At 40.0% G+C, this 24636-nt stretch carries 19 protein-coding genes and 1 pseudogene; 5 read left to right on the top strand and 15 right to left on the bottom strand.

Annotated features, from left to right (window positions below; genetic code table 11):
- Positions 1-452: YeeE/YedE thiosulfate transporter family protein (locus ACJAZP_RS15510; protein WP_415231653.1), on the bottom strand; the 452-nt coding region annotated here is incomplete at its 3' end.
- Positions 453-933: 481 nt separating this feature from the next.
- Between ACJAZP_RS15510 and ACJAZP_RS15515 the strand changes: the two genes are divergently transcribed.
- Positions 934-2343 carry an L-cystine transporter gene (locus ACJAZP_RS15515; RefSeq protein WP_415231654.1) on the top strand — a complete coding sequence of 470 codons (1410 nt, stop codon included), beginning with the start codon at positions 934-936 and terminating at the stop codon, positions 2341-2343.
- A gap of 711 nt (positions 2344-3054) precedes the next feature.
- Complete coding sequence (locus ACJAZP_RS15520) at positions 3055-3336, top strand: thermonuclease family protein (protein WP_415231655.1); 282 nt, start codon at positions 3055-3057, stop codon at positions 3334-3336.
- 30 nt (positions 3337-3366) lie between these two features.
- Here ACJAZP_RS15520 and ACJAZP_RS15525 read toward each other — a convergent pair whose 3' ends face one another.
- The 8 genes from ACJAZP_RS15525 to ACJAZP_RS15560 all read right to left on the bottom strand — a co-directional run bounded on the left by ACJAZP_RS15525 (position 3367) and on the right by ACJAZP_RS15560 (position 13767).
- Complete coding sequence (locus ACJAZP_RS15525; protein ID WP_415231656.1) at positions 3367-3756, bottom strand: protein-export chaperone SecB; 390 nt, start codon at positions 3754-3756, stop codon at positions 3367-3369.
- 2 nt (positions 3757-3758) lie between these two features.
- The gene (locus ACJAZP_RS15530; RefSeq protein WP_415231657.1) at positions 3759-4022 is read right to left on the bottom strand and encodes a hypothetical protein; all 264 of its coding nucleotides are present in this window, start codon (positions 4020-4022) and stop codon (positions 3759-3761) included.
- Positions 4019-4579: a hypothetical protein gene (locus ACJAZP_RS15535; protein ID WP_415231658.1), complete on the bottom strand. Its 561-nt coding sequence runs from the start codon at positions 4577-4579 to the stop codon at positions 4019-4021. Before ACJAZP_RS15535 ends, ACJAZP_RS15530 begins: the two co-directional genes overlap by 4 nt.
- Before the next feature lie 933 nt (positions 4580-5512).
- Entirely contained in the window at positions 5513-6223 is a 711-nt protein-coding gene (locus ACJAZP_RS15540) for a M48 family metallopeptidase (RefSeq protein WP_415231659.1), read from the bottom strand.
- 4 nt (positions 6224-6227) lie between these two features.
- Entirely contained in the window at positions 6228-9467 is a 3240-nt protein-coding gene (locus tag ACJAZP_RS15545) for a type I restriction endonuclease subunit R (protein WP_415231660.1), read from the bottom strand.
- A 172-nt stretch (positions 9468-9639) separates the two neighbouring features.
- The gene (locus ACJAZP_RS15550) at positions 9640-10710 is read right to left on the bottom strand and encodes a Fic family protein (protein WP_415231661.1); all 1071 of its coding nucleotides are present in this window, start codon (positions 10708-10710) and stop codon (positions 9640-9642) included.
- Positions 10707-12005: a restriction endonuclease subunit S gene (locus ACJAZP_RS15555; RefSeq protein WP_415231662.1), complete on the bottom strand. Its 1299-nt coding sequence runs from the start codon at positions 12003-12005 to the stop codon at positions 10707-10709. Before ACJAZP_RS15555 ends, ACJAZP_RS15550 begins: the two co-directional genes overlap by 4 nt.
- Positions 11998-13767 (bottom strand): type I restriction-modification system subunit M, encoded by a 1770-nt coding sequence (locus ACJAZP_RS15560; protein WP_415231663.1) that lies wholly within the window; start codon positions 13765-13767, stop codon positions 11998-12000. The genes ACJAZP_RS15555 and ACJAZP_RS15560 overlap by 8 nt, the downstream gene beginning before the upstream one ends.
- Positions 13768-14114: 347 nt before the next feature.
- Between ACJAZP_RS15560 and ACJAZP_RS15565 the strand changes: the two are divergent.
- Positions 14115-14261 (top strand): annotated as a pseudogene (locus ACJAZP_RS15565) (transketolase-like TK C-terminal-containing protein); the annotation flags it as partial.
- A 607-nt stretch (positions 14262-14868) separates the two neighbouring features.
- Positions 14869-16980: an EAL and GGDEF domain-containing protein gene (locus ACJAZP_RS15570; protein ID WP_415231664.1), complete on the top strand. Its 2112-nt coding sequence runs from the start codon at positions 14869-14871 to the stop codon at positions 16978-16980.
- 189 nt (positions 16981-17169) lie between these two features.
- Here the strand turns inward: ACJAZP_RS15570 and groL are convergent, their stop codons facing one another.
- From groL to ACJAZP_RS15595, 5 genes are all read right to left on the bottom strand, one after another.
- On the bottom strand, positions 17170-18807 hold the full coding sequence (gene groL / locus ACJAZP_RS15575) for a chaperonin GroEL (RefSeq protein WP_415231665.1): 1638 nt from the start codon (positions 18805-18807) through the stop codon (positions 17170-17172).
- A 68-nt stretch (positions 18808-18875) separates the two neighbouring features.
- Positions 18876-19166: a co-chaperone GroES gene (locus ACJAZP_RS15580; protein ID WP_415231666.1), complete on the bottom strand. Its 291-nt coding sequence runs from the start codon at positions 19164-19166 to the stop codon at positions 18876-18878.
- Between the two features lie 273 nt (positions 19167-19439).
- Positions 19440-19685, bottom strand: coding sequence for a DUF1107 family protein (locus ACJAZP_RS15585; RefSeq protein ID WP_415231667.1), 246 nt, complete (start codon positions 19683-19685; stop codon positions 19440-19442).
- A gap of 167 nt (positions 19686-19852) precedes the next feature.
- A complete protein-coding gene (locus ACJAZP_RS15590; RefSeq protein ID WP_415231668.1) occupies positions 19853-20329 on the bottom strand; it encodes an FxsA family protein in 477 nt (158 codons plus the stop codon).
- Positions 20330-20516: 187 nt separating this feature from the next.
- The gene (locus ACJAZP_RS15595) at positions 20517-21659 is read right to left on the bottom strand and encodes a 3-phenylpropionate MFS transporter (RefSeq protein ID WP_415231669.1); all 1143 of its coding nucleotides are present in this window, start codon (positions 21657-21659) and stop codon (positions 20517-20519) included.
- Positions 21660-22163: 504 nt separating this feature from the next.
- On the opposite strand from ACJAZP_RS15595, the gene ACJAZP_RS15600 reads away from it, so the two are divergent.
- The gene (locus ACJAZP_RS15600; RefSeq protein WP_415231670.1) at positions 22164-23174 is read left to right on the top strand and encodes a DUF2914 domain-containing protein; all 1011 of its coding nucleotides are present in this window, start codon (positions 22164-22166) and stop codon (positions 23172-23174) included.
- A gap of 179 nt (positions 23175-23353) precedes the next feature.
- Here the strand turns inward: ACJAZP_RS15600 and ACJAZP_RS15605 are convergent, their stop codons facing one another.
- A complete protein-coding gene (locus tag ACJAZP_RS15605; protein ID WP_415231671.1) occupies positions 23354-24565 on the bottom strand; it encodes a DEAD/DEAH box helicase in 1212 nt (403 codons plus the stop codon).
- Between the last annotated feature and the right edge of the window lie 71 nt (positions 24566-24636).

Below are 24636 nucleotides of genomic sequence, written 5' to 3' on the forward strand. Positions count from 1 at the left end.
GGAAAACCAAAAAACACCCCGGCACCAAAAAAGAATAAGGTCGTCAAAGCACGCGGAACATCGCTCACCATTTCAACCATCACGCCCGTCGCACAGCAGCTTGAAAGACTCATTCCGGCACCAAACATGACTCCCCCCAGCACTAAGCCCAGATTGATAGGGTTAACCCATAGATTATAACTGCCGGGACTGGCATTCAGCAGCAAACCCGCATTAATAATAGCGGTAATAACGAACATAAACATTAATGTCTGCAGCAATTGCGTCGAACCACGGCGATAGGCGCGGTTAACACTGCCGGCAAAACCTATCGACCCCTTTGTTAGAACAAAACCGAGGCTCAAACCGAACAATAAACGCAAAAAAAGTGATGAACTTTCAAGAAAGACGGCACCTAAAAGAAGAGAGGAAATGGCGATAACAATACCAAATGAAGCTTGTTTTTTATCCATGGTGATAATCCAGAAGAAATGAAAAGTAGGCATTCATACACTGCGGATTTTTGAGCCGGTATGAAATGGAGCGCGGATTATTCTCTTGCCGTGGATATATGTCCAACCCTAGTTTATAACTTATTGTTATATATGCATTGCTATACTTATATCGGACGAAAACCGACTGCAAAAAATAATGCTTCCAGATCTATTTTTTATCTATGACTCTCTTTTGAAAGAGATAAATCATGGTCTACCCATTTATTAAATCATTTGAGTTTGATGGTGGTTAACGAGCAGAAGAGACAACAAGTTATTATTGACAGTTTGAGATAAAACATAGAAAAAATATATGCTTAAAACGGGTACAGAATATCTGCTCTATAGATTATGTTGGAATATATAATTTAATAATTGCATTTTACGGTACTTTTCACCGAGAGTATCCTCCGCAAATCGAATCATTTTAATTTTAACTATCGTTATTTAAGCAGGGGTTATGTCTTTATTTGTTATTCTAAATTTACTCACGTTCGTGGGTATTCTGTATGCTGTTTTCCGTTATCAACAACGAGGTGTGAGCCTTTCTAAATCTGTATTTTTGGGGTTAGTTCTTGGTAGCTTGTTTGGCCTGGCGTTACAATTCATTTACGGTGAAGGCAACGTTGAAATAGGTAATACTATTTCATGGTTATATATTGTCGGTGGCGGTTATATTAACCTCTTAAAAATGGTTATTATGCCATTGGTTTTTGTTTCAATGATATCTGCTGTGGTAAAGCTTGATAGCAGTCATGGAAGCTTAGGTAAAATAGCGGGTTTGAATCTTTCGGTATTATTAGGTACAACGGCAATTGCTGCGCTTATTGGTATTATTGTGGCTAATAGTTTTGGATTAGATGCTGAATCTATACTGCATGGTTTTAGCGCAGGTAGTCGAGAAGCAGCTAGACTCGGTGCACTAACGGCCAAGCAAGGTCAAGTAGATGATCTTAGTTTACCGCAGCTATTAGTTAGTTTTATTCCTGTTAATCCCTTTGCAGATTTAAGCGGCTTACGCTCAACATCGGTCATTTCAGTGGTTATTTTTTCAGTACTCATTGGTATCTCGGCACGCCAGGTAATGATTGAACATACTCAATTAAAAGCACCTATCCGCTTATTTGTTGACACAATGCAACGTATTATTATGCGTTTAGTACGCATTATTATGGCATTAACACCCTATGGTATTGCCGCTTTAATGGCTAAAGTTATTGCCACATCGAGTCTATTAGATATTTTAAATCTACTTAACTTTGTGATTGCTTCTTACGCAGCAATTGCTTTGATGTTTATTGTACATGGTTTGTTAGTTTCATTAGTGGGGGTTTCAATGAAATCCTACTTTAGTAAAATATGGCCGGTACTGATCTTTGCCTTTAGTTCACGCAGCTCTGCGGCAACAATTCCCTTAAATGTTGAAACACAAATTGATAAACTAAACGTTCCCCCTGCTATTGCAAACTTAGCGGCTACATTTGGGGCAACAATTGGTCAAAATGGTTGTGCAGGTATTTACCCTGCTATGTTAGCGGTAATGGTGGCACCTTCGGTTGGTATTGATCCGATGGCAATTAGTTTTATTCTGCCGTTAATAGGCATGATAGTGATCAGTTCATTTGGTATTGCCGGCGTTGGTGGTGGTGCAACATTTGCTGCACTAATTGTGCTTCCTGCAATGGGATTACCCGTTGAAATTGTTGCTTTATTAATTTCAATCGAACCATTAATTGATATGGCACGTACAGCGCTTAATGTTTCTGGTTCAATGACAGCAGGCACTATAACTAGCCGTATACTCGGAAAAACAACTGACACCAAATCACTCAGTACCGATCAAGTCGTAGAAGGCGCTTATAAAATCTAGTTCATAAACAATGACCAAAGTGAATAAAGCTTTGGTCTAAGTATGTAGTTTTTTTGTTACTAAATTATTTGTTGCTGTACCAGTTGATTTTGTATTTGATTATGACTTGAAAATAAAAAATCTGCTTTATGGGCGGTGTTATTTAACTGTTCTTCCTCTAATTGATGGCTAGCAGGATGGATCAGCAACAAATTATTATTGACTGTTTGAGAGCACAATACTGGCAAATTTATTCTTAAAAACAGGTGCGAGATATACATTAAAGTTTGTCGTTTTAATTATGTTAGATAACTCTGGGTGAGAAGTCCTATTAAAGTCCATAGCACTGAATTTAAAAGAATTATTACATCGATTAATGTCAGTAATAAGGCCTGAAACTCACCGGTACCCCTCATTCTATCCCTAATATTCTGCTGTTCAATGATATGGCATGATACTAACTACGACAAAAAGTAATAAAAAATCCCGTAAAGCATCGCGTTACGGGCTTAATGAAACCTTATGCGTTCCTATGAAATGGCTAGATGCTGTTTTACATCGTGCCGCCCATACGCACGATAAGTCATTGATATTTAACGCTATAATTAAACTGTAAAATCAAGACACCCCGCTTTATACCCCTACTTGTTCTCAGTAGTGCATCAAAAAACCTTCTAAGATGTAAACGCCCCCTAAGCAGCGGGTTGGAAGTAAAAGGCAGACGCGACCCCAGTGACACGAGTTAATGGGGTTGATACACCAGAAATACGCGGCAAAAGTGAGGCTGAAAAGAACAATTCCCGATTAGCAAAAAAATTTACAGTTGATAAGCTAAGGAATGGAAAAATAATTGAACTGAAGAATATGAAACGAAGTAAATACTTTCGAATTATTGACGACGTTTACATTGATGGGGAAAACCTAACACAACTGCTTATTAAAACTAACCACGCTACAGCTTATGATGGAGGGGAAAGAAGTTCATGGTGTAAACAGTGCAAATACCGCAATTAATCGCGGCAATCAGATTAAGACAAAAGGAAGTTACTCTTGAGTAACTCTTTTTTGCTTATCGTAAGCAGCCTGAAAATTTATACTTGGTAAAATCACAGCATCAAAGCCAGCGTTTAATGTAAACATACTTATAAAGCTTCTTAAAAAAGGAAAAGCTATAGCAGGTGCATTCACCGCTGGAAATTGGCTTTTTTTAAATTCATCTTTAACAATTTCGTTTGTTTTAAATTCAGCCACATAATTTAAAACAAATTGATAATTCTGTGTAGATTTAAATTCTACTTTGAAACGAACAATAAAAGAGTCCACTTCTTCTTCATTAAAAGCTGGTGCAAACTCAAGTTGAAAATCTTCGTCCTCAACTTGAGCTCTGCTAAATTCAAATTTATCTACCATTGTATTTAAAAGCTGTATTTGCATCGTTATGCCACCATTAAATCTAATTCATAATTGGCATCATTACCAGAGATGCAAAATGTGTCATAGGCCTGTGGATTATTCAATACAGGAGTATACCTTGCATTATAGAGAATTTCATCTTCTAGGCTGGGAACGTGAGCTTCTCCTGATTGAGCATAGTTTGGAATCAACTCAAACCCAGCTTCCACTAATTCCTGTTCAAATTCATCATCAGACATGCTATTAATGCGAGTCATAGCACTCTGTAACATTTCATCTAAATTCATTTTACTTTCCTTTTTTCTTCAACTAACTCCAATTTATCGGAGTCTATAAGCTCTCTTTTCTTTACACATAACACTAATGAGTTAGGAACATTAAGCTGTATTTTTTTTCTTCGTTCTTCTTTATGCTTTATAAACAAGCTGTTTATAACAACATCAAGATCCATTTGTTTCGAAATAAAATTCCAAATAAGACGATTGTCCTCAGATGTGTCCCGATATCTATCAAATATATTTGGATTTTTATCTATCATTACTTTTTTAAGTATATGAAATACTTTATTTCCCTCTTTTTCAGTTACATCTAACACTTTTAAACATTCAATATTTGTTTTTAACACTGAATATTCATCATAGATATAGCTGCCTTTATGATAAGCCTGATTAATTGCCCATTCACACGCATTCTCCAGAGGGCAACCTATTCCATCGATAAAAAAATAAACTCCATATCCTAACCAGTCATTTTTATTTTGACTAGAATTAAAGTTATTAGCTTGAATAGAGGCTACACGCGTAGAATCTGTACCGTGATAACCCACATAGTTAATTGATGTCATAAATATCGTTAATCATAAGTATAGAGACTTAAATATAGTTTATTAGAAGTGGACAAAATAAAGTTCCACATAGAGAATGATGATATTTTTGACTTTATCATGACATCTGCTTACCTAAAAGTATACTCTTACATATCAAGTGTATATATACTGTATGGATACTCACAAAAAAGTTTTCAACAGACTAGAAGAAAAAAAAGGAAAACTGTGCATAACTTAGTAAAAGTAATGTTTAATTTTAAAAATTCTGTTAACAACCAATACCAATCCATGTTATCCACAAAAAATAGTTATAAAATTGTGATTGTAATTGTGACTGTGATTGTTTGAAATTTAACCGTTAAAATATTCCATTGAGTTTCTTCTTGTTGCTTTGCGTGTATTGAGAACCAACTTAGTTGAAATGTATAAAAGGTTTTACGCTCGTTTCTGGAGAGAATATGAGTGTAAATAGAGGGATATCAACAGATAAATAGCATAAATGTTTTAAGACGCAGAAGTTGTCCCACATTTTTAGGTAAGCAGATCTACACTAAATAAAGATCTTAACAAATAGCTCCTACATATTTCAAGGTTATAGATATTTAGCGGTTACACAATTCTTTTTACATCCTCTTCCCGTCAAAAAGTATGTCCTCACTTTTTTCTTTAAAGAGAGCTGGTGTCTATCTGTTTTTCACCCACATTAGAGGCCATAGTTAGCATCAACTAAATCCCCACCTTAACGTTTTCATAAGACACTTTTCCTCTAATCAAGTCGATATTGGCTGATAAAATTGATATTAGAGAATAAAACGCTGAGGCTTTTGTTTTCCTCATAAAATTAACTATAAAACGCTCCAAAGCCTTACAACACACGACAGTTAAGTGGCTAACTAATTTGACAGAGTGTTCAGCGACACCAGTAAAAATTTTCCAAGTCGTTTAAAGCAACTAAACCACCAGCGTATGCCCATTGACCTTCAACCACTCCCGACATTCTTTATAATCCGGCATTACGCGCTCTACTTCTAACCAGAACTTAAATGAGTGGTCCATATGTATCAAGTGGCAAAGCTCATGGACAACGACATAATCAACAATGCGGTTAGGGGCCATTACAATCACCCAGTTAAAGTCTAAATCCCCTTTAGGTGTACAGCTTCCCCAGCGGGTTTTAAATGATTTAATATGGATTGAAGCAAGCGTTACGCCGACTATCTTGGCGTAACGCTCGGCTTTTTCGCGCAGTTTGCGTTCTGCATTACGTTTATACCAATGCACTAGTGCGCCACGGGCAAAGTGGTCTTGAATCTTTGATTCTGCCAAGCCAATTTGTAAACGGCCATTGATTAATTTAGCGGCTTGATACTCACCTTGAACCACTTTTAAGCGGTAATTCCGGCCAAGGTAAGGAAAGGCCTCACCGGAAACATATTGTTTGCTGGTGGCAGGCGTTGCTTCCAAATGACTTGCTATCTTCTTAATGATCCAGGTGTGCCTGCCCTGTATGATTTTCTCGATGCGATCGCTGGTTAGCTCTTTCGGCACCACCAGCATCACTTCACCATCATCTACCGTGAGTGAGGCGGTTTTAGTTCTGTTGGTTCTGCTTATTACAACCACATAACCCTTACCTTGAATAAACTCGGCTGCTTTCATCATAGGGTCACTTATAAGCAAACTTAGTTTTAGCCAAATCCATAAAGCGATCCTGCAAGATATTCACCAGGGTTTTATCACCAAAGGACTGATCCAGCACTTCATGTTTAATCTCTTTTTTCATACGTTTCATTTCATCGGGTTTATTAAAGAAGTCGACAATTTCAGTGGCTTGATCAAACATTTTAACCAGGGCTTGAATAGTGGTTTTAATCTCTTCATGTATGGACTCATCAATCAGATCACCGTCTTTGGCTTGTACCACCTCACTCATCAGAATATTAAAGAAAGCGAATTCAGTTTCCGATAATCCCACCTCCTGCGCAGCCTGTTGATGCTCTGTTGCAATATCGCCCGTCATGGTCAGCATCAGCTCTAACTGCAGCTCCCACTGCCCGGCGGTTTTTTCAATAATATCGCGCAAGCGTAAACTCAGTGAACGGTAATATTCAGGATCTTCACCCAGATTAATGGAAATATGTGTTTTAATGGCACTTTCTATCTCAGAGGCTTTAACCTCCGCACTTTTATGCCCGGCAAGGCTATCTTTAAAGTTACTCGCCAGCAGGTCAATCGGGGCGATTTTAGGATCAACTCCGGTGCTGATAATATGCGTATCCACGAGCTCTCGGACTTTCACGCCAATCTCTTTCATATCTAAACCGGCATCGCGGTAAAGGTTCTTTGCGGCGTTATGCACTTTACCCAGAAAACGCATATCGGGTAAAAAGGGCGCGGCGGACTTATCGGGTAAAATCACATTAAGCTGCTTGGCAAAACGTTTAAAGGCGATATCAAACTGCGCACGGACGGTTTCATCCTTTAAAAGCAACACATAATCATCCACATCACGATCATTAACCTTATGCTTGATTGATTTAAAGAATGACAGCGTGCGGGTTTGTGCCGCTTTTAACTTAGGAATTTCATCTTTTAAGCTTTGATAACTGCCCTCCACATCTTCACTGCTGAACAAATCCAAGGCTTCGGTTAAATACTGCGAGACACCATGATAATCGACCACATAACCGCAGGTTTTACCCTTGTAGGTTCGGTTAACGCGGGCGATGGCCTGCATTAAAGTGTGATCCTGCAGTTTACGGTCGATATACATGACTTGTGCAATGGGCGCATCAAAACCGGTTAGAAGCATATCTTTCACAATTAAAAAGGCGGTATTATCAAACTGTTTGTGCTTTTCATCGGTGCTGATTTTATCCGTGCCGAAGGGTTTCTTAAAATTGGCAATAACCTTTTTCTGATGCACTTTATCAGTGTATTTCGCCAGGTATTTTTCATCATTGTGATCCCCTGAAATAATGACTTCAGAGTGTGGCGCATGCAGATCATCTAAGGTTGTTTTGAATATCGCTGCGGCATGACGACTGCCGACCACTATCATCGCCTTAAACCCTTCCGGGCGAATGGAGGTTTTGTAATGCTTAATTAAATCGATACAAACCCAGCGAATACGTGCGGGCGCTTCACGAACAGCACGTTCAACACCGTATTTCTGTTTAATTTCCCGCTGTTCATCCGGCGTATAATCACCAAAATACTCATCAAAGAGTTTATCTAACGACTCCCCGGCCACTTCAGAGGTCACCGCACGGCCTTCATATAAGAGCTTAACGGTTGCACCATCCTCCACCGCTTCATTGATTTTGTATTTATCAATATAACCGCCAAAGGCTTTATCCATTTGCTGGGTTTTAAGCAAAGGGGTTCCCGTAAAACCAATCTTCGGAGCATTGGGTAACGCGGCATTAATGGTCATGGCTAAACCGCCAAACTGAGTACGATGCGCCTCATCGGCTAGAACAATAATTTTATCACTGGGATTTAAATCGATAAAAGCATCGGCGGGGCTGGCTTCAGTTTTATACTTATTTTGGTTTTCATCCTGCGCTTTCGCCTGCTCTTTCTCTAAATCGGCAAACTTCTGCACCATGGCCGTCACTAAATCAGAGCTATCTTTTTTAAGTAGCTCTTTAAGCTCGGCCACTGATCCCGCGTTATAGACGGTTTCGCCCTGCGCATCACGGAAGGTATTTGACAGCTGTTCATCAAGCTGGGTTCTGTCGGTAATAAAAACCAGTTTATATTTTTTCAGCTCGGCATCACGGCGCATTTTAACCGCCAGCATCACCATAGTCAGAGATTTACCGCTACCTTGGGTATGCCAGATAACCCCGGATTTTTCTTTTCTGTCTTTACCGGTTTTTAACCGCTTAATCACTTTATTAACCGCACGGAACTGCTGATAACGGGCAACCTTCTTAATTAAACGCCCATCACCGGTTTCAAAAAGAATAAAGTTCTGCACAATATCCAGTAAGTTAGTCTTATCGAACAGACCCGCCAATAAACGCTGCTGCGCACTAACCTGAGTAATGGCCTCATAACTTGCGGTTGGCTCTGCGACTTGAGCAAGCGGCTCAGGTTCATTCTCAATCAAGGCGTCTTCCGGCAGACTGATCTCTATTTTTTTGGCTGAGTTAATATCACTAACATTGGAGGCCAGTGCTTGCTTGCTAAGCTGCGTATCCGTAAAGGGGTAAGCATCCTTCCAGTCACCGTAATGCTGCGCACTGGAGCTGATAGTACCTACCTTAGCCTGGTCGCGGCAGCTTGATACCATCAGCTGGTTATACCAAAACAGCTTTTCCGCCCCCTGCTGTGTTGGCTGGTCGCGTAAATTGGCATAACGGCGCAGTTGGTTAATGCCTTCTGCCATGGGCGCGGAAATATAAGGCGATTTACACTCAATGACCACCAGCGGCAATCCATTCACAAAACAGACAATATCGGGGATGATATTCTGGTTAATGCCTTCGACTTTAAACTGATTGGTACAGATAAATTCATTATTGTCAGGATGGTCGAAATCGATAATTTTAACCGTCTGCCCTTTACGCCCTTTGCCTAAATCCTGTTCGACCGACAAGTAATTAACCAATGTCTGATAAAAGGCATGGTTATATTCCATTAATGCCGCAAAGTTAGGATGGGTAATATCACGCGATACCTTGCGCAGATTTTCTTCGCTGATCCACGGATTAAGGCGTTTAAGCGCGGCATTCAAGCGCTTAACTAAAACCACATCACGCAGATATGCCCGCTCCGGTTTTCCATCGACACAGGCATGCTCGGGTGAAAGTTCTTTACCCGGCACATACTGCCAGCCAAGTTTAACCAGTTGGGTAATGGCAGGCGCTTCTACTTTATCGAATTCGTTGTTTTTCACTAGCTATCCTTGCTGTTTGCTCGTTCCCATGCTCCGCGTGGGAACGGCGTTTTCACTACACGTTAACATTACCACGCAGAGCGTGGGAACGAGTCATCATATCAATACCTTGCGAGTGCGGTAATGCGGCCAACTCAATTCGCTACGCACTGCGTTCCGAATTACCAGCAGGCTAACTCTGCTCTGAATAAGTGTGTTTCCCTAATGCCGTCAATCGATATTGCTGCAATCGGCTGGTGGGTTTATCCGGGATGGTCATTTCAATCAATCCCGCGTTTAATGCGGGTTTAATATAACGCTGATTAAAGGATTTTTTATCATGCAGCTTTAATAATTGCTGCAATACTTCGCGCTTAAACTGCCCTGTTTTATGTTGATTCTTTTCTGACGCCATCACTTTTAACAATGCCAACACTTGGGGGGTGACTTGTGGGGTAACTTGGGGGGGGGCCGGAACGCCATCTTGCGAGAGAGACTGATTATTAAGGTGTAATTGCTGCAGCGCTTCTTCTATCATGGTCAACATAAACTCGATAAAAGGTGCACTATTGCTATTTTTGGTACTTGCAGCAATCGCTTGGTAATAGTCTGTTTGATGAATTGAAATTAAGCTTTCTACGGGTAGATAGGTAAAAACATCATGATATTCTTTTAAGATCAGCGTTTGCCATAAACGTCCCATTCTGCCGTTACCATCAGCAAAGGGATGGATAAATTCAAATTCATAATGAAAGACACAGCTTTTTATCAGAGCATGATCATCACTGTTTGCTAACCAGTCAAACAGGTCACCCATTAATCTTGGGACTAAATTCGCTGGCGGTGCCATATGGATCACCTTGCTGTTTTTTATCACCCCAACCCCGCCAGAACGATATTGCCCGGCGCTGTCGATTAAACCCAGCATCAATTTTTTATGGGCTGACAATAAGGATTTTTGATCAGCAAATTGCAACCTATCTAACTGCTCATAAACGCTCAAGGCATTGCTGGCTTCCTGCACTTCACGCGCAGGGGCGATAACCCGCTTACCGTCTAAAATAGCAGTGATTTGCTCTTCACTTAATTGGTTCCCCTCAATGGCTAATGAGCCTTGAATGGTACGCACACGGTTTACTTTACGCAGCAGCAATGACTGACTCAAGGCCAGTGTTGCTGACAAAGCGCCAAGCTGCTCACTGATGGATGCAACCAACGACAGGATTTTGTTGTTTAGGGTGAAAGGAGGAATATAACTCATCATGCGATCGCTTTAAGGCTAGATGCTTTAGGGCTTGAAGGTGCTGGTACCGTGACTCGTACTTTGCCAGTAAGCAGATCCTGCATCAGGGCTTTTTTGAGTACTTTATTTTTTTGTAATGTTGTAGCTGATAAATTAATTTTTCCAGTTATTGATTTTAATATACAAACTATCTTTTGTTGTTCCTGAACAGAAGGGACAGGAAGAGGAATAGAAATCAGCTTTTCTTTCGTCAAATGAGCGATGCTAGTTTGAGATATATAGTCCACTAGAAGACCAGTTTTTTTTGCATACCTCATATATTCCATTAAAAGAAATGGCTCATAAGACGACTCTATAGGTCTTAACCTGTGAATAGCTTTTTGATAATAGCAATTGCCCATTTCTCCTTGCCAAATCGCGGTTCTGCCCACATCACCACCTTCACACATCAGTAAATCGCCTTTTAATAAAGAGAATTTTTTACATTCAGCATCTTTGAAATCCATTGTTTCAAGGTTGGTTAAATCAACGTCACCCCATTGCACATTCTTATTGCCCAAGTATGGATAAGGTTTATTCCCAATTTTTGAAGCTTTACTTAACATTTTTCCAAGCTGTACTTGAAATAACTCACTAATCAAAGCAACCTCCCACCCCTTTGGAATCCTGCCCACGGGCGAGTCTTTAAATTCCGTATGGGGCTTACCATCGACACCGACGCCGCGAGTCAGTAACTCCTGCATCATGGCGGTTTTTAGATCTTTAAGCTTGTCGATTTGCGCCTGGGTTTGTTCAATCACCTCATCAACCGAGGTCAAGATCGCCGCAATTTTTTGTTGTTCAGGGAGTCGGGGAGAAATTAGTTCAATGTTAAAAAAATCGCTTGCTGTTATATTTAGTAAGCCATTCGCCCGGACGCTGGAAGTTATAATTTTTCGTAATTGATAATCTAAACATCCACCATGAAATGAGTATTGAATAAAGTCTGGGTCAGCTTTACCTTCATTAATTCGAAAACTATGGTAAACATTTGGAACAGCTGCAGACTTCCACCCATTTAATTTAAATACACAGCCATAAGGAAATGTTTTCGAGTTACCTTTATTGTACGAAAGTTCACCACGATTCAATTGCGTGTATTTTTTTAAACTTTCACCAGCCATATTTCTTGCCCATTTCTGTCGTTGGTCCATCCATCCAGAAGTTGAAGAAATGGTAAGAACGTTTTTTGGATTATATTGCACTGGTGTTCTAATTCGGCTGACCAATTCATTCAATAAGCTAATTTTCCACCCTTCAGGAACAACATCACTCATAACCCAACTCCTGCAGATAATCCTGCATTACCTTTTCAGCTTCAGTGACTTGTGCATCAAGCTGATGCAGGGAGACCTGATATTTATCCCACCAGCGTTCCAGTTGAGTGATGACTTTGCTGTCTACCTCGATGAGATTCCCGCCTGCGCGGGAATGACGGTCGATGGTTTCTCGAATCTGCTCTTTGCTTTGGATTTCATTCTTGAACTTGTAATAGCTTTCGCTTTTAGTATCAAAAACCACACTGACATCAAAACCCGCTAGCATTTCATCGACAATGTAATCATCTTCCACTTCACGTTTGGGAATGCCGCCGTGCAGAATAGCGCGCACATCAAAGATTTCAGCGGGTGGAGAAGTATCGGCATAACGGCGGATATTCAGGTTGTAATCATTTTCGGCAATCTCAGCTATAGTAACGACTTTGCAATAACGCTTAATATCGCATTCGCTTTTAAAACTATGGCTGTCAAAAGTCTCCACAATCTTGGCGATATCTTCCAAGCGCAGTTTATTCTGGTTTTTACCCGCCTGAAAATCGAGTTCGCCATTAATAAATAGAACTTTACCTTTGCGATCACTGGTTTTGTTTTTATTGATAATCAATAAGCAGGCCGGAATACCCGTGCCGTAGAACAGCCCAGAAGGTAAACCCACGACTGCTTCCAGTAAATCGTCCTCCAGAATCCCCTGACGAATGGCCTTTTCGCTTGAACCTCTAAAGAGCACACCGTGCGGCATGACCACACCGACCATCCCCTCGTTATTGGTACTGGCGATCATATGCTGGACAAAGGCTAAATCACCGGCATCTTTAGGAGGTGTACCGTAAGGAAAACGGCCAAAACCATCACTGTCACATTCCTCTTTACCCCATTTCTTTAATGAAAACGGCGGATTAGCGATAACGCGGTCAAAACTCATTAGCTCACCGCCGATAGTATGCTGCGGATCGCGCAGGGTATCGCCCTTGCGAATATCGGCATTAAGGACACCATGTAAAAACATATTCATCTTACTGATTGCCCAGGTATTAAGGTTCATCTCCTGCCCGTATAAGGACAAGTTAGCGGCATTCTCGCCATGTTCGGCAAGGTGGTTGCGCATCTGTACCAGCATACCGCCCGAGCCCGATGTCGGGTCATAAATACGCATACCGGCATGGGGTTTTAATAGGGCCACCAGTAATTGCACCACCTCGGAAGGCGTATAAAATTCACCGCCCTTTTTACCGGCGCTGTCGGCAAACATTTTAATCAAATACTCATAAGCGGTGCCAAGCAGATCCGGACGTTCAAAATCGATATTACGTAAACGGTATTGGCTGAAATGTGATAACAGATCGCGCAGTTTTTTATCGGAGAGTTTATTTTTGATATTAAAATCGATAGTGACCAATACACCTTCAAGGCTGGGGTTAAATTCTTCAATCGATTCCGTCGCTTTGTTAAGCTCTTCACCAATATTGTGCTTGAGGTCTTTCAGCGCTGCCCAGCGTGCATTAGCCGGAATAAAAAAGGTCGCGTCATATTCATCTTCATCATTGGCCAGATCAACAGCCTGTGCCTGCGTTTTGCCCTTATCGAGATAAAGCTGAATCACCTGCTCCTGGGATTCTTCAAAGGCATCGGAGAGACGTTTTAAAAACATCATGCCAAATATATAATCTTTAAATTCCGAGGCATCCATATTACCGCGCAGTATATCGGCGGTTTCCCATAAAAAAGATTCAAGCTGCTGCAGGGTGATTTTGTGGGTCATTTAAATACCTATAATGCGATCGGGAGAGAAAGAAAAGCAGAGCGCTGTCTCTTTATAATGCTTGCCAGTTTACTGCTTAGCGGCAAGGGATACAATGCGCCAGGTCGGTATTAGGCAGCTCTAATGAGATTACAAGCGGTTTAGGATCTGAGTCTTTAGATTGAATACAAAGAGGCTCCATATTATTGGATCCCCTGTATTGACAATGTACAGAGAAGGCTCTATGCCCTATCGATTTCAAATTGGATAAAGATTGGACAGTCAATCTTTTTTTGTGATCAAGGATAGTTACGAAAATATAGAAGCGGATTAATATTTGCTCAATTAGATGGGTCCAGTAATTCATTCTTGTTGATTACTGGTACAAATATGTTGGCCTAAACGGAAAAGTTATCGGTATGACCACCTTTGGTGAGTCAGCACCTGCTGAACAGTTATTTAAAATGTTTGGTTTCACCGTAGAAAACGGTGTTGAGTCTACTTTTTCTTTATAAGTCAAGGCTTTATAAGTCAAGGCTTTATCTTCCGTTTTTATTACGCTATATTAAAGCAAAATTAGATTCAAATAATAAGTGCATAACTTGAATAGGTAGAAAAATCGCTCAGCTGACTATGGGCGAATCGCTTTTTCTCCGGCAAGAGATGCAACAATAAAAATATATAACCAACCGACCTATAAACAACGATGCCAGATTTACGCCTTAAATAAAACAGGTCTGAGTCAAAATAAAATAGCAAAGCAACTTAATGTAAGCCAATAGACGATCAGCTAAGCGCTTTCGCGTTATACTGGCCAACGCGGTTCTCGTATTAAATAAGCTCATAAATTAGCAGAAAAACGTCGCTTAAAAGCTTCTAAAGCAATTAAAATGACGATAAATCTCATTGAATTCATCAACTCTAAAATCAAGGGGAAATGGGGTTCAGAGCAGATTTCAGGTTGGCTCCATGAAAATACTCTCTTTAATATTAGCCATGAAACTATCGATCAAATAGAAAGCACAATAGACATTTATTGTGAACAGCTCAAACATATCTGTTGTTAGCAGTTCAAGTTCGAAAAATTATTTTATATTTATTCACAATATATTTGAGGTTTACATGGATAATGCGCTCCAATTAGAGCTGAATGCCGAAAGGGAAAAAAACAAGTTATTGTTAAATATTGTGAACAGTATTCCAGAGCCCATTATGGCCAAAAATTGGCGGGGGAACTTTATTTTCGCAAATAAACGTGTCGCTGAACTTTATGGCACCACTCCAGAGAAGATGATTGGAAAAGAAGATTCCTTTTTTACGGGCAATAAAGAACAAGGTCAGTTTTTTAAAAAAAATATCCAGTCTATTATTCGACGCTTTGATACTGAAATGGTCTACGAAGATTCTACTGATGCAAGGACAGGCGAGATTCGCCATTTCCACTCCTTAAAAATCCCTTTTAAAAACAACAATGATGAACTCAATATTGCCATATTTGCAAAAGATATTACTGAAATCATCTCGCTCAAAAATAGAGCAGAAGCCAATGCCAAGCGTTTGGAACATGTCTTGGAGGTCTCCGGTGAGGGAATGTGGGATTGGAATATACAAACCAATGAGGTATTTCAGAATCAAAAATGGGCAGACATCACCGGCGTTAAACATTCAAAGAGATCGTTTTCAGAGTTTCAGGATTGTCTTGTTGAAGAAGATAAAAAATATGTTCTTGCCTCTCTTCAGGCGCTAATCGAAAAAAAAATTCCTTATGATATTGAGTTCAGATTTAGGCGCCCTGACGGTCAAGTGATATGGATTTGGGATAGAGGACAGGTTGTTGAGTATGATGATCAGGGCAAGCCGAAGTTATTGGTTGGGATCATGCAGGATATTACAGAGAAAAAATTCAACCAGTCTGAAATCGAGTTAATGGCCTTTTACGATACCTTAACCATGCTTCCCAACCGTGCACTATTAAATGATAGGTTAAACCTTGCGCTTGAGCATAGCAAACGTTTTAAAAAATATGGTGCAGTGCTGTTTCTCGATTTAGATAACTTTAAAACCTTAAATGACGCTTATGGACATCAAGCGGGTGATGATTTATTGGCGATCGTAGCACAACGTATTCAATCGGTTATACGTAAGGATGATACTGTTGCTCGATTTGGCGGCGATGAATTTGTGATTGTGCTTAATGAACTGGATTCTGAGCCGGTCAAAGCGGCCATTAAGGCGCAACGTCTTGCTCAGAGCATTCGTCATTCAATCAATCAAAAAATTAATATAAAAATAAGCAATACGACTTCCGAGATTGATTACTTCATTAGTGCAAGTGTCGGTATTACTATTTTTTATGGCCAGGTCAAAGCGCCCTCTGAACTACTTCAGCTTGCGGATTTGGCATTGTATCAGGCTAAGAAAAATGGCCGTGATGATTGTGCTATGTTTGACCCTGTGATGCAGGAAAAATTAGATTACAGCACTCGCTTAGATAAAGAGTTGCGTCAGTCTTTGAAACAAAAAGATTTTGTGCTGTATTACCAACCCCAATACGATGCCAAGCAAAACCTAGTGTCTGCCGAGGCTTTAATTCGTTGGAGTCATCCAGAATTGGGGTTGGTCAATCCGGGTGATTTTATCAAAGTGGCCGAAGAGTCCAACTTGATATTACCGATTGGTGATTGGGTATTAAGCGAAGCATGTCAGCAATTAAAAAAATGGCAGTCTGATCCACAATACCAGCACTTGTCCCTATCCGTTAATATCAGTGCTAAACAGATTTGGCAGAAAGATTTTGTGGTGGGGGTAAAAAGGATTGTTTCTGATTCTGGTATTAATGTGTCTAAATTAAAATTAGAAATTACAGAATCTATTTTATTAAGAGACATAAATGGAACGGCAGAAAAACTTAATGATCTGGTAGCGTTTGGATTAACCTTTTCTTTAGATGATTTTGGAACGGGCTATTCATCGTTGGGCTATTTAAAAAACTTACCCATTGATGAAATTAAAATTGACCAATCCTTTATTCGTGACCTATTTAATAATAAAACGGATTTAATTATGATCAAATCGATCATTGATTTGGGTAAAAACTTTGGTATTAATGTTGTTGCTGAAGGCGTCGAGACTGAGGCTCATTTTGAAATTCTTAAGGAGTTTGATTGCGATATTTATCAAGGGTATTATTTCAGTCGTCCTGTTCCTCTTTCAGAGTTTGCCACTTTAATTTAAAATTTAAGTACTTTTCTCTTTTATTGAATTTTATAAGTTTAGGATCTGTTGATCTTTGTTTGAAATTTATACAGTAGGCGGCAATCCCATATAATTTGCTTCACCAAAAAACAAAAAGCCCCGAAAAACAGAGTTCTTCGGGGCTTATGAAACGTTATGAGTTCCTATGAAATAATCAAAGGATGATTATCACATCATACCGCCCATTCCACCCATGCCGCCCATATCAGGCGCTGGTGCAGCGGATGCTGCAACAGGACGATCTGTTATCATACATTCAGTGGTAATCATAAGAGCCGCTACCGATGCAGCAAACTGCAGTGCGCTACGGGCTACTTTAGTCGGGTCAATAATACCCATTTCTAACATATCGCCGTATTCGCCAGTAGTTGCATTGTAACCGTAGTTTCCTTCACCGTTGCGTACATTGTTTGCCACAACAGAAGCTTCTTCACCGCAGTTTTCTACGATTTGACGCAGTGGTGATTCCATGGCGCGCAGTGCAACACGAATACCAACATTCTGATCATCGTTCTCGCCCGTTAAGCCTTTTAATATAGCAGCGACGCGTACCAGAGCAACACCACCACCGGCAACAACACCTTCTTCAACCGCAGCACGCGTTGCATGCAGAGCATCATCTACACGATCTTTTTTCTCTTTCATTTCAACTTCAGTTGATGCGCCAACTTTAATTACCGCAACACCACCAGCTAATTTAGCTGAACGTTCCTGCAGTTTTTCTTTATCGTAATCAGACGTTGAAGCTTCAATTTGCTGTTTGATTTGGCTTACGCGTGCCTTAATAGCAGACTCATCACCAACACCATCGATAATGGTTGTTTCATCTTTGTTGATAACAATACGTTTAGCCTGACCTAAATCTTCAAGTTGAACTTTTTCCAGATCCAAACCAATCTCTTCAGAGATAACCGTAGCACCGGTTAAAGTTGCAATATCTTGTAACATTGCTTTACGACGGTCACCAAAACCAGGTGCTTTAACAGCACATACTTTAACAATACCGCGCATATTATTGACTACTAATGTTGCCAATGCTTCGCCTTCTACATCTTCGGCAATAATCAATAATGGTTTAGAGGCTTTTGCAACAGCTTCTAATGTAGGTAATAATTCACGAATGTTACCGATTTTTTTATCAACTAATAAAATAAACGGGTTTTCAAGTTCAACTGTGCCGGTTTCATGATTTGTCATGAAATAAGGAGAGAGGTAACCACGGTCGAACTGCATACCTTCAACCACTTCTAATTCTGTTTCCAGACCCTGGCCTTCTTCAACGGTGATAACACCCTGGTTGCCGACTTTCTGCATTGCTGTTGCAATGATTTCACCAATTTCATGGTCAGAGTTGGCAGAGATAGTACCGACCTGAGTAATTGCTTTTGAATCTGAACAAGGTGTAGATAATTTTTTTAACTCGGCAACGGCGGCTTTTACTGTTTGATCAATACCGCGTTTTAAATCCATCGGATTCATACCAGCAGCAACGGCTTTTAAGCCATCAGCAATAATAGCCTGCGCCAATACGGTTGCCGTTGTTGTTCCGTCACCGGCAGCATCATTAGTTTGTGATGCAACATCTTTGACCATTTGTGCGCCCATGTTTTCAAACTTATCTTCCAGTTCGATCTCTTTAGCAACCGTGACACCGTCTTTAGTAATTTGCGGCGCACCGTAACTTTTATCAATCACAACATTACGACCCTTTGGTCCTAAAGTGATTTTAACTGCATCGGCTAAGATATTAACGCCGTTTAACATTTTGATACGAGCATCGTTTCCGAATTTTATTTCTTTAGACATTATTATGTTCCTTTAAATCATTAATATTGAGAGTCTTACTTTTCGAGATTGAGAAAAGCAGATGGGCGTTATTCAACGACGGCAAGGATATCGTTTTCACTTAATATAATAACTTCCTGGCCTTCAATTTTTTCTGTTTTTAGGCCGTAACCCTCACTAAAAATCACAATATCACCCACTTTCACATCAAGTGGCTTAACTTCACCGTTTTCTAAAATACGACCTTTACCGACAGCAAGGACTTCACCACGTGTCGATTTTTCAGCTGCGCTGCCTGTTAAGACAATACCACCAGCCGATTTAGTTTCTTTCTCAGTACGTTTTAAAATAACTCGATCATGTAATGGACGAATAGTCATGTTCTTTCCTCAATGGTAATAGATGTTTGGATGTAGCTAATAGATGGTGCTTAAAAACGAGTTTTCAAGTAAAAAGAATAAAAAAATAATTTTATGCGAAACTGCCTTAAACGGCAGATTTTGATATGGCAAAGCACTTGAAGAGGCAGGGCCTGAAAATTACAGGGCCCTTTATCTAAATCGGGAAGGAATACAATATAAAGCTGAAAAAGTTTGCCTTTCAACTTGCCCTGCAGGCGCTTTGTCAGAAAGCCGCCTCGGCATTACAACGGATCAGATGGTTGAAACTTTAGGTTTGGATAATTCATTAATCATACGATTAATTTCACTGACAATAATCAGGAAATTTTTATCGTTTTTTTGATATTGATAAGCAGCAACTTTGCCTTCAATTACCCTTAATCGCCCCAAACCAACAATAAAAATACGACCGTTAAAAAACGCTCGAACAAACTTGGCTATTTGTCGAGGTTGGTATTTTTTAAACGTCCGCAGTGTAATAGATTTTTTAATATTCACTTTTGACTCCTGTTAAATTCCGTTTATAAAGTCTTTATTATTAGTTCATGTTAACTTGATAACAACCTGTTAACAATAAGATGTTAGCAAGTGACGATCATTTTATGACTTCCCTCTACTTTATAGGTATTTATCAAATAAAAATTTACAAAATTGAAACTTGTCTGCTAGTGATCTTTATTATCATCTTTACGTTCAAATTCACCTTCAATGATATTTCCATCTTCTTTTTTATCACCAAAAGTTGTTCTACTTGAGGATTGGTAAAACCCGCCGGACATTGCTGAATTTAATTTCACATTAGCTAATAAATACTTGGCAACCATGCTACGGATTGTTGGCTGTAAAATTAATAACCCTAAAAAATCTGTTACAAAACCAGGCGTGACCAGTAAAACCCCGGTCACAAGTAACATAAACCCTTCAATTAACTGCTGCCCGGGAGACTCTCCCTGAGCAATGCGTTCTTGAAATTGTCGTAATACCTGTAACCCCTGACTGCGTACTAATGCAGAGCCAACAAGTGCAGAGATTACAACTAATGCCACCGTTGGCCAAGCACCTAAAAAACCGCCCACTTTGATCAGAACATAAAGCTCTAACAAAGAAACGCTGACCATAGTTAAAAATAACTTTGCAAACATACTGACTCCTGAAATTAAAATGTTACTTATATTAATTTGGGGGCAAGTTTCGATAATTCAATGTAAAAAGTGATTCCCCTGGCAGCAACAGGGTTTTGTCTAAGAAATGCTTCATAAGTTCACTTTTTAAATTATTTTTTTAGACAGAAACTTACTTTTTTTTCTAAAAAATAAAAATAGTGTGCATTTATTCAGTTTTCCAGATTTTGATGCACCAAAAAACAGGCATTAACAATAGAGACATAATGAGAAAGATATAACCGTGCAGGTCCTCGTAAAAAAGCCCGGAAAGATAAGTAAATCCAGCCATCATCAAACCTAAAGCGACTCCGGCGTACAGTGACTGGTAAGAGACCATTTCTGATTTTTTCTGTAAACTAATATAACGAATGGCCGCCAAATGTGTCACCGCAAAGGTCAATGCGTGAAAGGTTTGAAAAATTGCCAGCACATAAAAATTATCACTGACAGAAAATACCGACCAGCGAATTATTGCGGCAACAAGGCCTAATAATACCATCTGTTTAATTGACCAATTGCTAAATAGCTTTTTATTAAAACGCATTAATAATATTTCAGCAAAAACACCGATCGCCCATAACCAGGAAATACTCACACCTGAAAGACCTATTTCATTCCAGTAAATAGTACCAAAGGCATAAAAAGCACCATGACTGCCCTGAATTGAGCCAACAATGATTAAAAACAACAGCACACTGGGTCGTTTAAATAGAGTAAAAAGAGATTTTTTTTGCTCTTTGTTTAAGTCAATATCATCGTGTAATTGTGGTGATAAATTTAATAATGAAAGTATCCACATTATTAATGCCGCGGCTATAATTGCCCATAAAATAGCATCTTTTCCTAAGACTACGATCAGCCAACCGACTGAGGTTGAGCCGACAATAAAACTAAAAGAGCCCCATAAGCGCACTCTGCCGTAATCAAGCTGAATTTGATTTACTAAACGGGCACCAATAAGGTCACCTAAAGGCGGCAGTGGTCCCATCACAAAATTGGCAACTAAGGTAATGCCGGCTAACCATATATAACCATTATAAAACAATAACAATGCAAAGACTGATACAGTGATAAATCCTAATATTCTTAATAACCGCAGGGTCGATTGTGCACTGGAGACCATCGGTAATAAGGTCAGATTACTGACAAACCTTAACAGTAAACCGATCGAAAAAAACAAACCTATACTTTCACTGGACATACCTTTATCTGCTAACCAAATTCCCCAAAAGGGCAAAAACACCCCCCAAATAAAAAAGAAACTAATAAAATATAAGCTCAGCCAAAATGAAGCGGGGATAGAAAACAAAGTGCACCTCGGGGAAAAAAGTATAAAGAAAATCGTTGAGAAGATGGTACATCATAATAGCTGGTAACTGGGAATAATAAGATTGTAAATAATTAATCTGAACTGAGTCTCTAAGCTTTATAGTTTCCTGCTGAGAAAGTCTGGATTATGGCTATTTTGTTAACCCGCTATGATGATCTCCATAAACAGCTTTTCTTTTTAAGCTTTAAGCGCGAATTAAATTTCAAATAAAAAGAGTCTACCAATGCCTTGGATTATCCTGATTTTTCTTATAGTCTGTATTTCATATTAGTGCCGTCAGATTAGCCCTCGCCTCAGGCAAATAATAGGCTAAAATAAAGTATGAATTTTACCAATCTGCAAAACGAATGGGTTTGTTTTATCTTTGCAACTGCGTTACTAAGTACTTAATACAAAAATAGTGGCTTAAGTGGCGCATGCAAAAATAGCCTCTCGTTTAATGAGATTGATATTATTTTACTTTTCCCATAATTCAACAATACCATGACTCCCATTAACGGCAGTGAGCAGCATAAAATGAAGAAACCGGAAAAACTCACCATCCGCATTAACTTTCGCCGCGAAAAAGACAAGAGAGCTGAAAATGAGCGTCTCGGTCACTATCACTGGGGAAGGATCCTAGGCGTTTCCATCGTAGTGATTGTTGCCCTCGCCTCTCTTATTGGCGCTGGATCCTACTATTTAAATCAAGATCATATTGATAGCAAAGTTATAGCATCAGCGGCGGATAAAAGCATTACCCGATCACCGTCCTTAATGAAAGAGGAGGTCATCGAAACAGCAAAACCATCTTCGCGTGAAGCACAGATCGCTCCTGCAGTGACAATAGCGATCGAACCTTCCGCAGCAGAGACAGCTTCGACAGAGATAACAGCCGTTGAACCTGCCGCAGCAGAGACACCTCCAACAGAGATAACAGCCGTTGAATCTGCAGTCGTAGAGACAGTTTCTGAAGATCTAATCGCCATTGAACCTGCCGTTGCAGAGACAACTCCAACAGAGATAACAGCCGTTGAACCTGCCGCAGCAGAGACACCTCCAACAGAGATAACAGCCGTTGAACCTGCAGTCGTAGAGACAGTTTCTGAAGATCTAACTGTTATTGAACCTGCCGCACAAAAAAATACTGTTTCACAAGGTCTGTTTACTCAATCTCAGAAAAACATCCTCTCCGATAACGTCACCCGTTTTGTTATTTCCCAAGCAGTAGAAAGCAATGAGCCGATTGGCACTATCAGTGAGATTGAATTTGACGATAACAATATTGCAACCGTGTATGCCTACTCCGATGTCAGTGATTTAAAAGATCAGACTCTTTATTATCAATGGAGCTTAAATGGCAAAAATATAGCCAAAATCAGAGTAAAGGTGGGATCTAATCGTTGGAGAAGTTACTCAAGTAAGTTTATACAACCTCACATGCACGGCGAATGGAAAGTTGAGTTACAAAATCAGGCGGGTGAAAATATCGCTATCAATCAATTTCATTACTAGATTTAGTAATGCCAAAGGCATTATATAGATGGTAAACCTTACAAGAGCGGATATTTAATACATTTGCTATAACAGCGATTTCGAGTGCTGAGCAACCGAAAAATAAAAATTTCCAAACCACCTTAAGATGCGGATTTCCGCTTTTTTAAGTGGCTTGGTTATATTTTTTTAACGCTAAACTACTTACGTTTACCGGTATGGTGTTTCGGTTTTTGGGGTTTCTTTGGAGCATGAGCAGCATTTGAGGCTGGTACCACTAATCTAGCTTCAAATCCGGCAATTTCTTTGCGGGTAATAAATTCACCCAAACGATTTTCGATAGCACAAAGGTTTCTAAAATCATCCCTGGAAACAAATGAAATCGCCTCACCAGATGCGCCGGCACGCCCGGTACGACCAATTCGGTGAACATAATCATCGGCTTCGTCGGGCAAGTCATAATTAACCACGCGAGTCAGTGAGTCAATATCAATACCACGTGCAGCAATACCCGTTGCCACTAAAAACTGCAGTTGCCCCGATTTAAAGTCTGCTAATAGTTGTGTTCGCACCGCCTGACTGCGGCCGCTGTGGATAGCCTCGGCTTTAATACCGCGTTTTTCAAGCTGACCGACTAACTTGGCCGCGCCACGTTTGGTTTCGATAAAGATAAGCGCCTGTTGCCACTGCTCTTCTATGATCAAATGACTCAGCAACGCCGATTTATTTTCTTTATCAACACTGACCAGCCACTGCTCAATTTGCGGTGCAGTTTTATAATCAGGCGAAACCGCTATTTCAACGGCATCGGTAATAGCCGTTTTAGCTAAAAAACGTACCTGATCAGAAAGAGTCGCCGAAAACAGCAGGTTCTGTCTTTTTAACGGCAAGCGTTCAACAATTTTATTAATATCAGCAATAAAACCCATATCGAGCATGCGGTCAGCTTCATCTATGACCAACACTTCCAACTCATCAAAATGGATGGCTCTTTGGGTATACATATCCAATAATCGTCCCGGTGTGGCGACTAAAATATCAACACCTTCGATAAGGCGCTGTTTTTGAGGTTCAGAGTCAATGCCACCATACATTGCCATGGAGGTAAGGTGCAGATATTTGCCATATTGCACAATATTTTCTTCAACCTGTACGGCCAGCTCCCGAGTGGGCGTCAGAATTAGCGCGCGAATACGCTTTGCCCGCACAACAGGTGCATCAATCAGGTTTTGTAATATAGGTAAGACAAAACCGGCTGTTTTACCTGTGCCTGTCTGCGCTGCGGCGATCAGGTTTTTTCCCGCTAAAATAACAGGAATCGCCTGCTCTTGAATAGGTGTCGGGGTGTGGTAACCGAGTTCGGTTACCGCTTTTACAAGCGGATCGCTTAATTTAAGGGTGGAAAATAGCATTTGGCATCTCAGGGGTAATTAATAAACAAACGGTTATGCATAAGGGCAATAACCTTATAACATCGGCATTC

The sequence above is a fragment of the Psychromonas sp. genome (genome assembly GCF_047632955.1).
Lineage (GTDB): Bacteria > Pseudomonadota > Gammaproteobacteria > Enterobacterales > Psychromonadaceae > Psychromonas.

Excerpts from the sequence above, each read along its gene's own strand:
- ACJAZP_RS15515 (WP_415231654.1), top strand. The coding sequence starts at position 934 with ATGTCTTTATTTGTTATTCTAAATTTACTCACGTTCGTGGGTATTCTG.
- ACJAZP_RS15525 (WP_415231656.1), bottom strand. The coding sequence starts at position 3,756 with ATGCAAATACAGCTTTTAAATACAATGGTAGATAAATTTGAATTTAGC.
- ACJAZP_RS15530 (WP_415231657.1), bottom strand. The coding sequence starts at position 4,022 with ATGAATTTAGATGAAATGTTACAGAGTGCTATGACTCGCATTAATAGC.
- ACJAZP_RS15535 (WP_415231658.1), bottom strand. The coding sequence starts at position 4,579 with ATGACATCAATTAACTATGTGGGTTATCACGGTACAGATTCTACGCGT.
- ACJAZP_RS15540 (WP_415231659.1), bottom strand. The coding sequence starts at position 6,223 with ATGATGAAAGCAGCCGAGTTTATTCAAGGTAAGGGTTATGTGGTTGTA.
- ACJAZP_RS15550 (WP_415231661.1), bottom strand. The coding sequence starts at position 10,710 with ATGATGAGTTATATTCCTCCTTTCACCCTAAACAACAAAATCCTGTCG.
- ACJAZP_RS15555 (WP_415231662.1), bottom strand. The coding sequence starts at position 12,005 with ATGAGTGATGTTGTTCCTGAAGGGTGGAAAATTAGCTTATTGAATGAA.
- ACJAZP_RS15560 (WP_415231663.1), bottom strand. The coding sequence starts at position 13,767 with ATGACCCACAAAATCACCCTGCAGCAGCTTGAATCTTTTTTATGGGAA.
- ACJAZP_RS15570 (WP_415231664.1), top strand. The coding sequence starts at position 14,869 with ATGGATAATGCGCTCCAATTAGAGCTGAATGCCGAAAGGGAAAAAAAC.
- groL (WP_415231665.1), bottom strand. The coding sequence starts at position 18,807 with ATGTCTAAAGAAATAAAATTCGGAAACGATGCTCGTATCAAAATGTTA.
- ACJAZP_RS15580 (WP_415231666.1), bottom strand. The coding sequence starts at position 19,166 with ATGACTATTCGTCCATTACATGATCGAGTTATTTTAAAACGTACTGAG.
- ACJAZP_RS15590 (WP_415231668.1), bottom strand. The coding sequence starts at position 20,329 with ATGTTTGCAAAGTTATTTTTAACTATGGTCAGCGTTTCTTTGTTAGAG.
- ACJAZP_RS15600 (WP_415231670.1), top strand. The coding sequence starts at position 22,164 with ATGACTCCCATTAACGGCAGTGAGCAGCATAAAATGAAGAAACCGGAA.
- ACJAZP_RS15605 (WP_415231671.1), bottom strand. The coding sequence starts at position 24,565 with ATGCTATTTTCCACCCTTAAATTAAGCGATCCGCTTGTAAAAGCGGTA.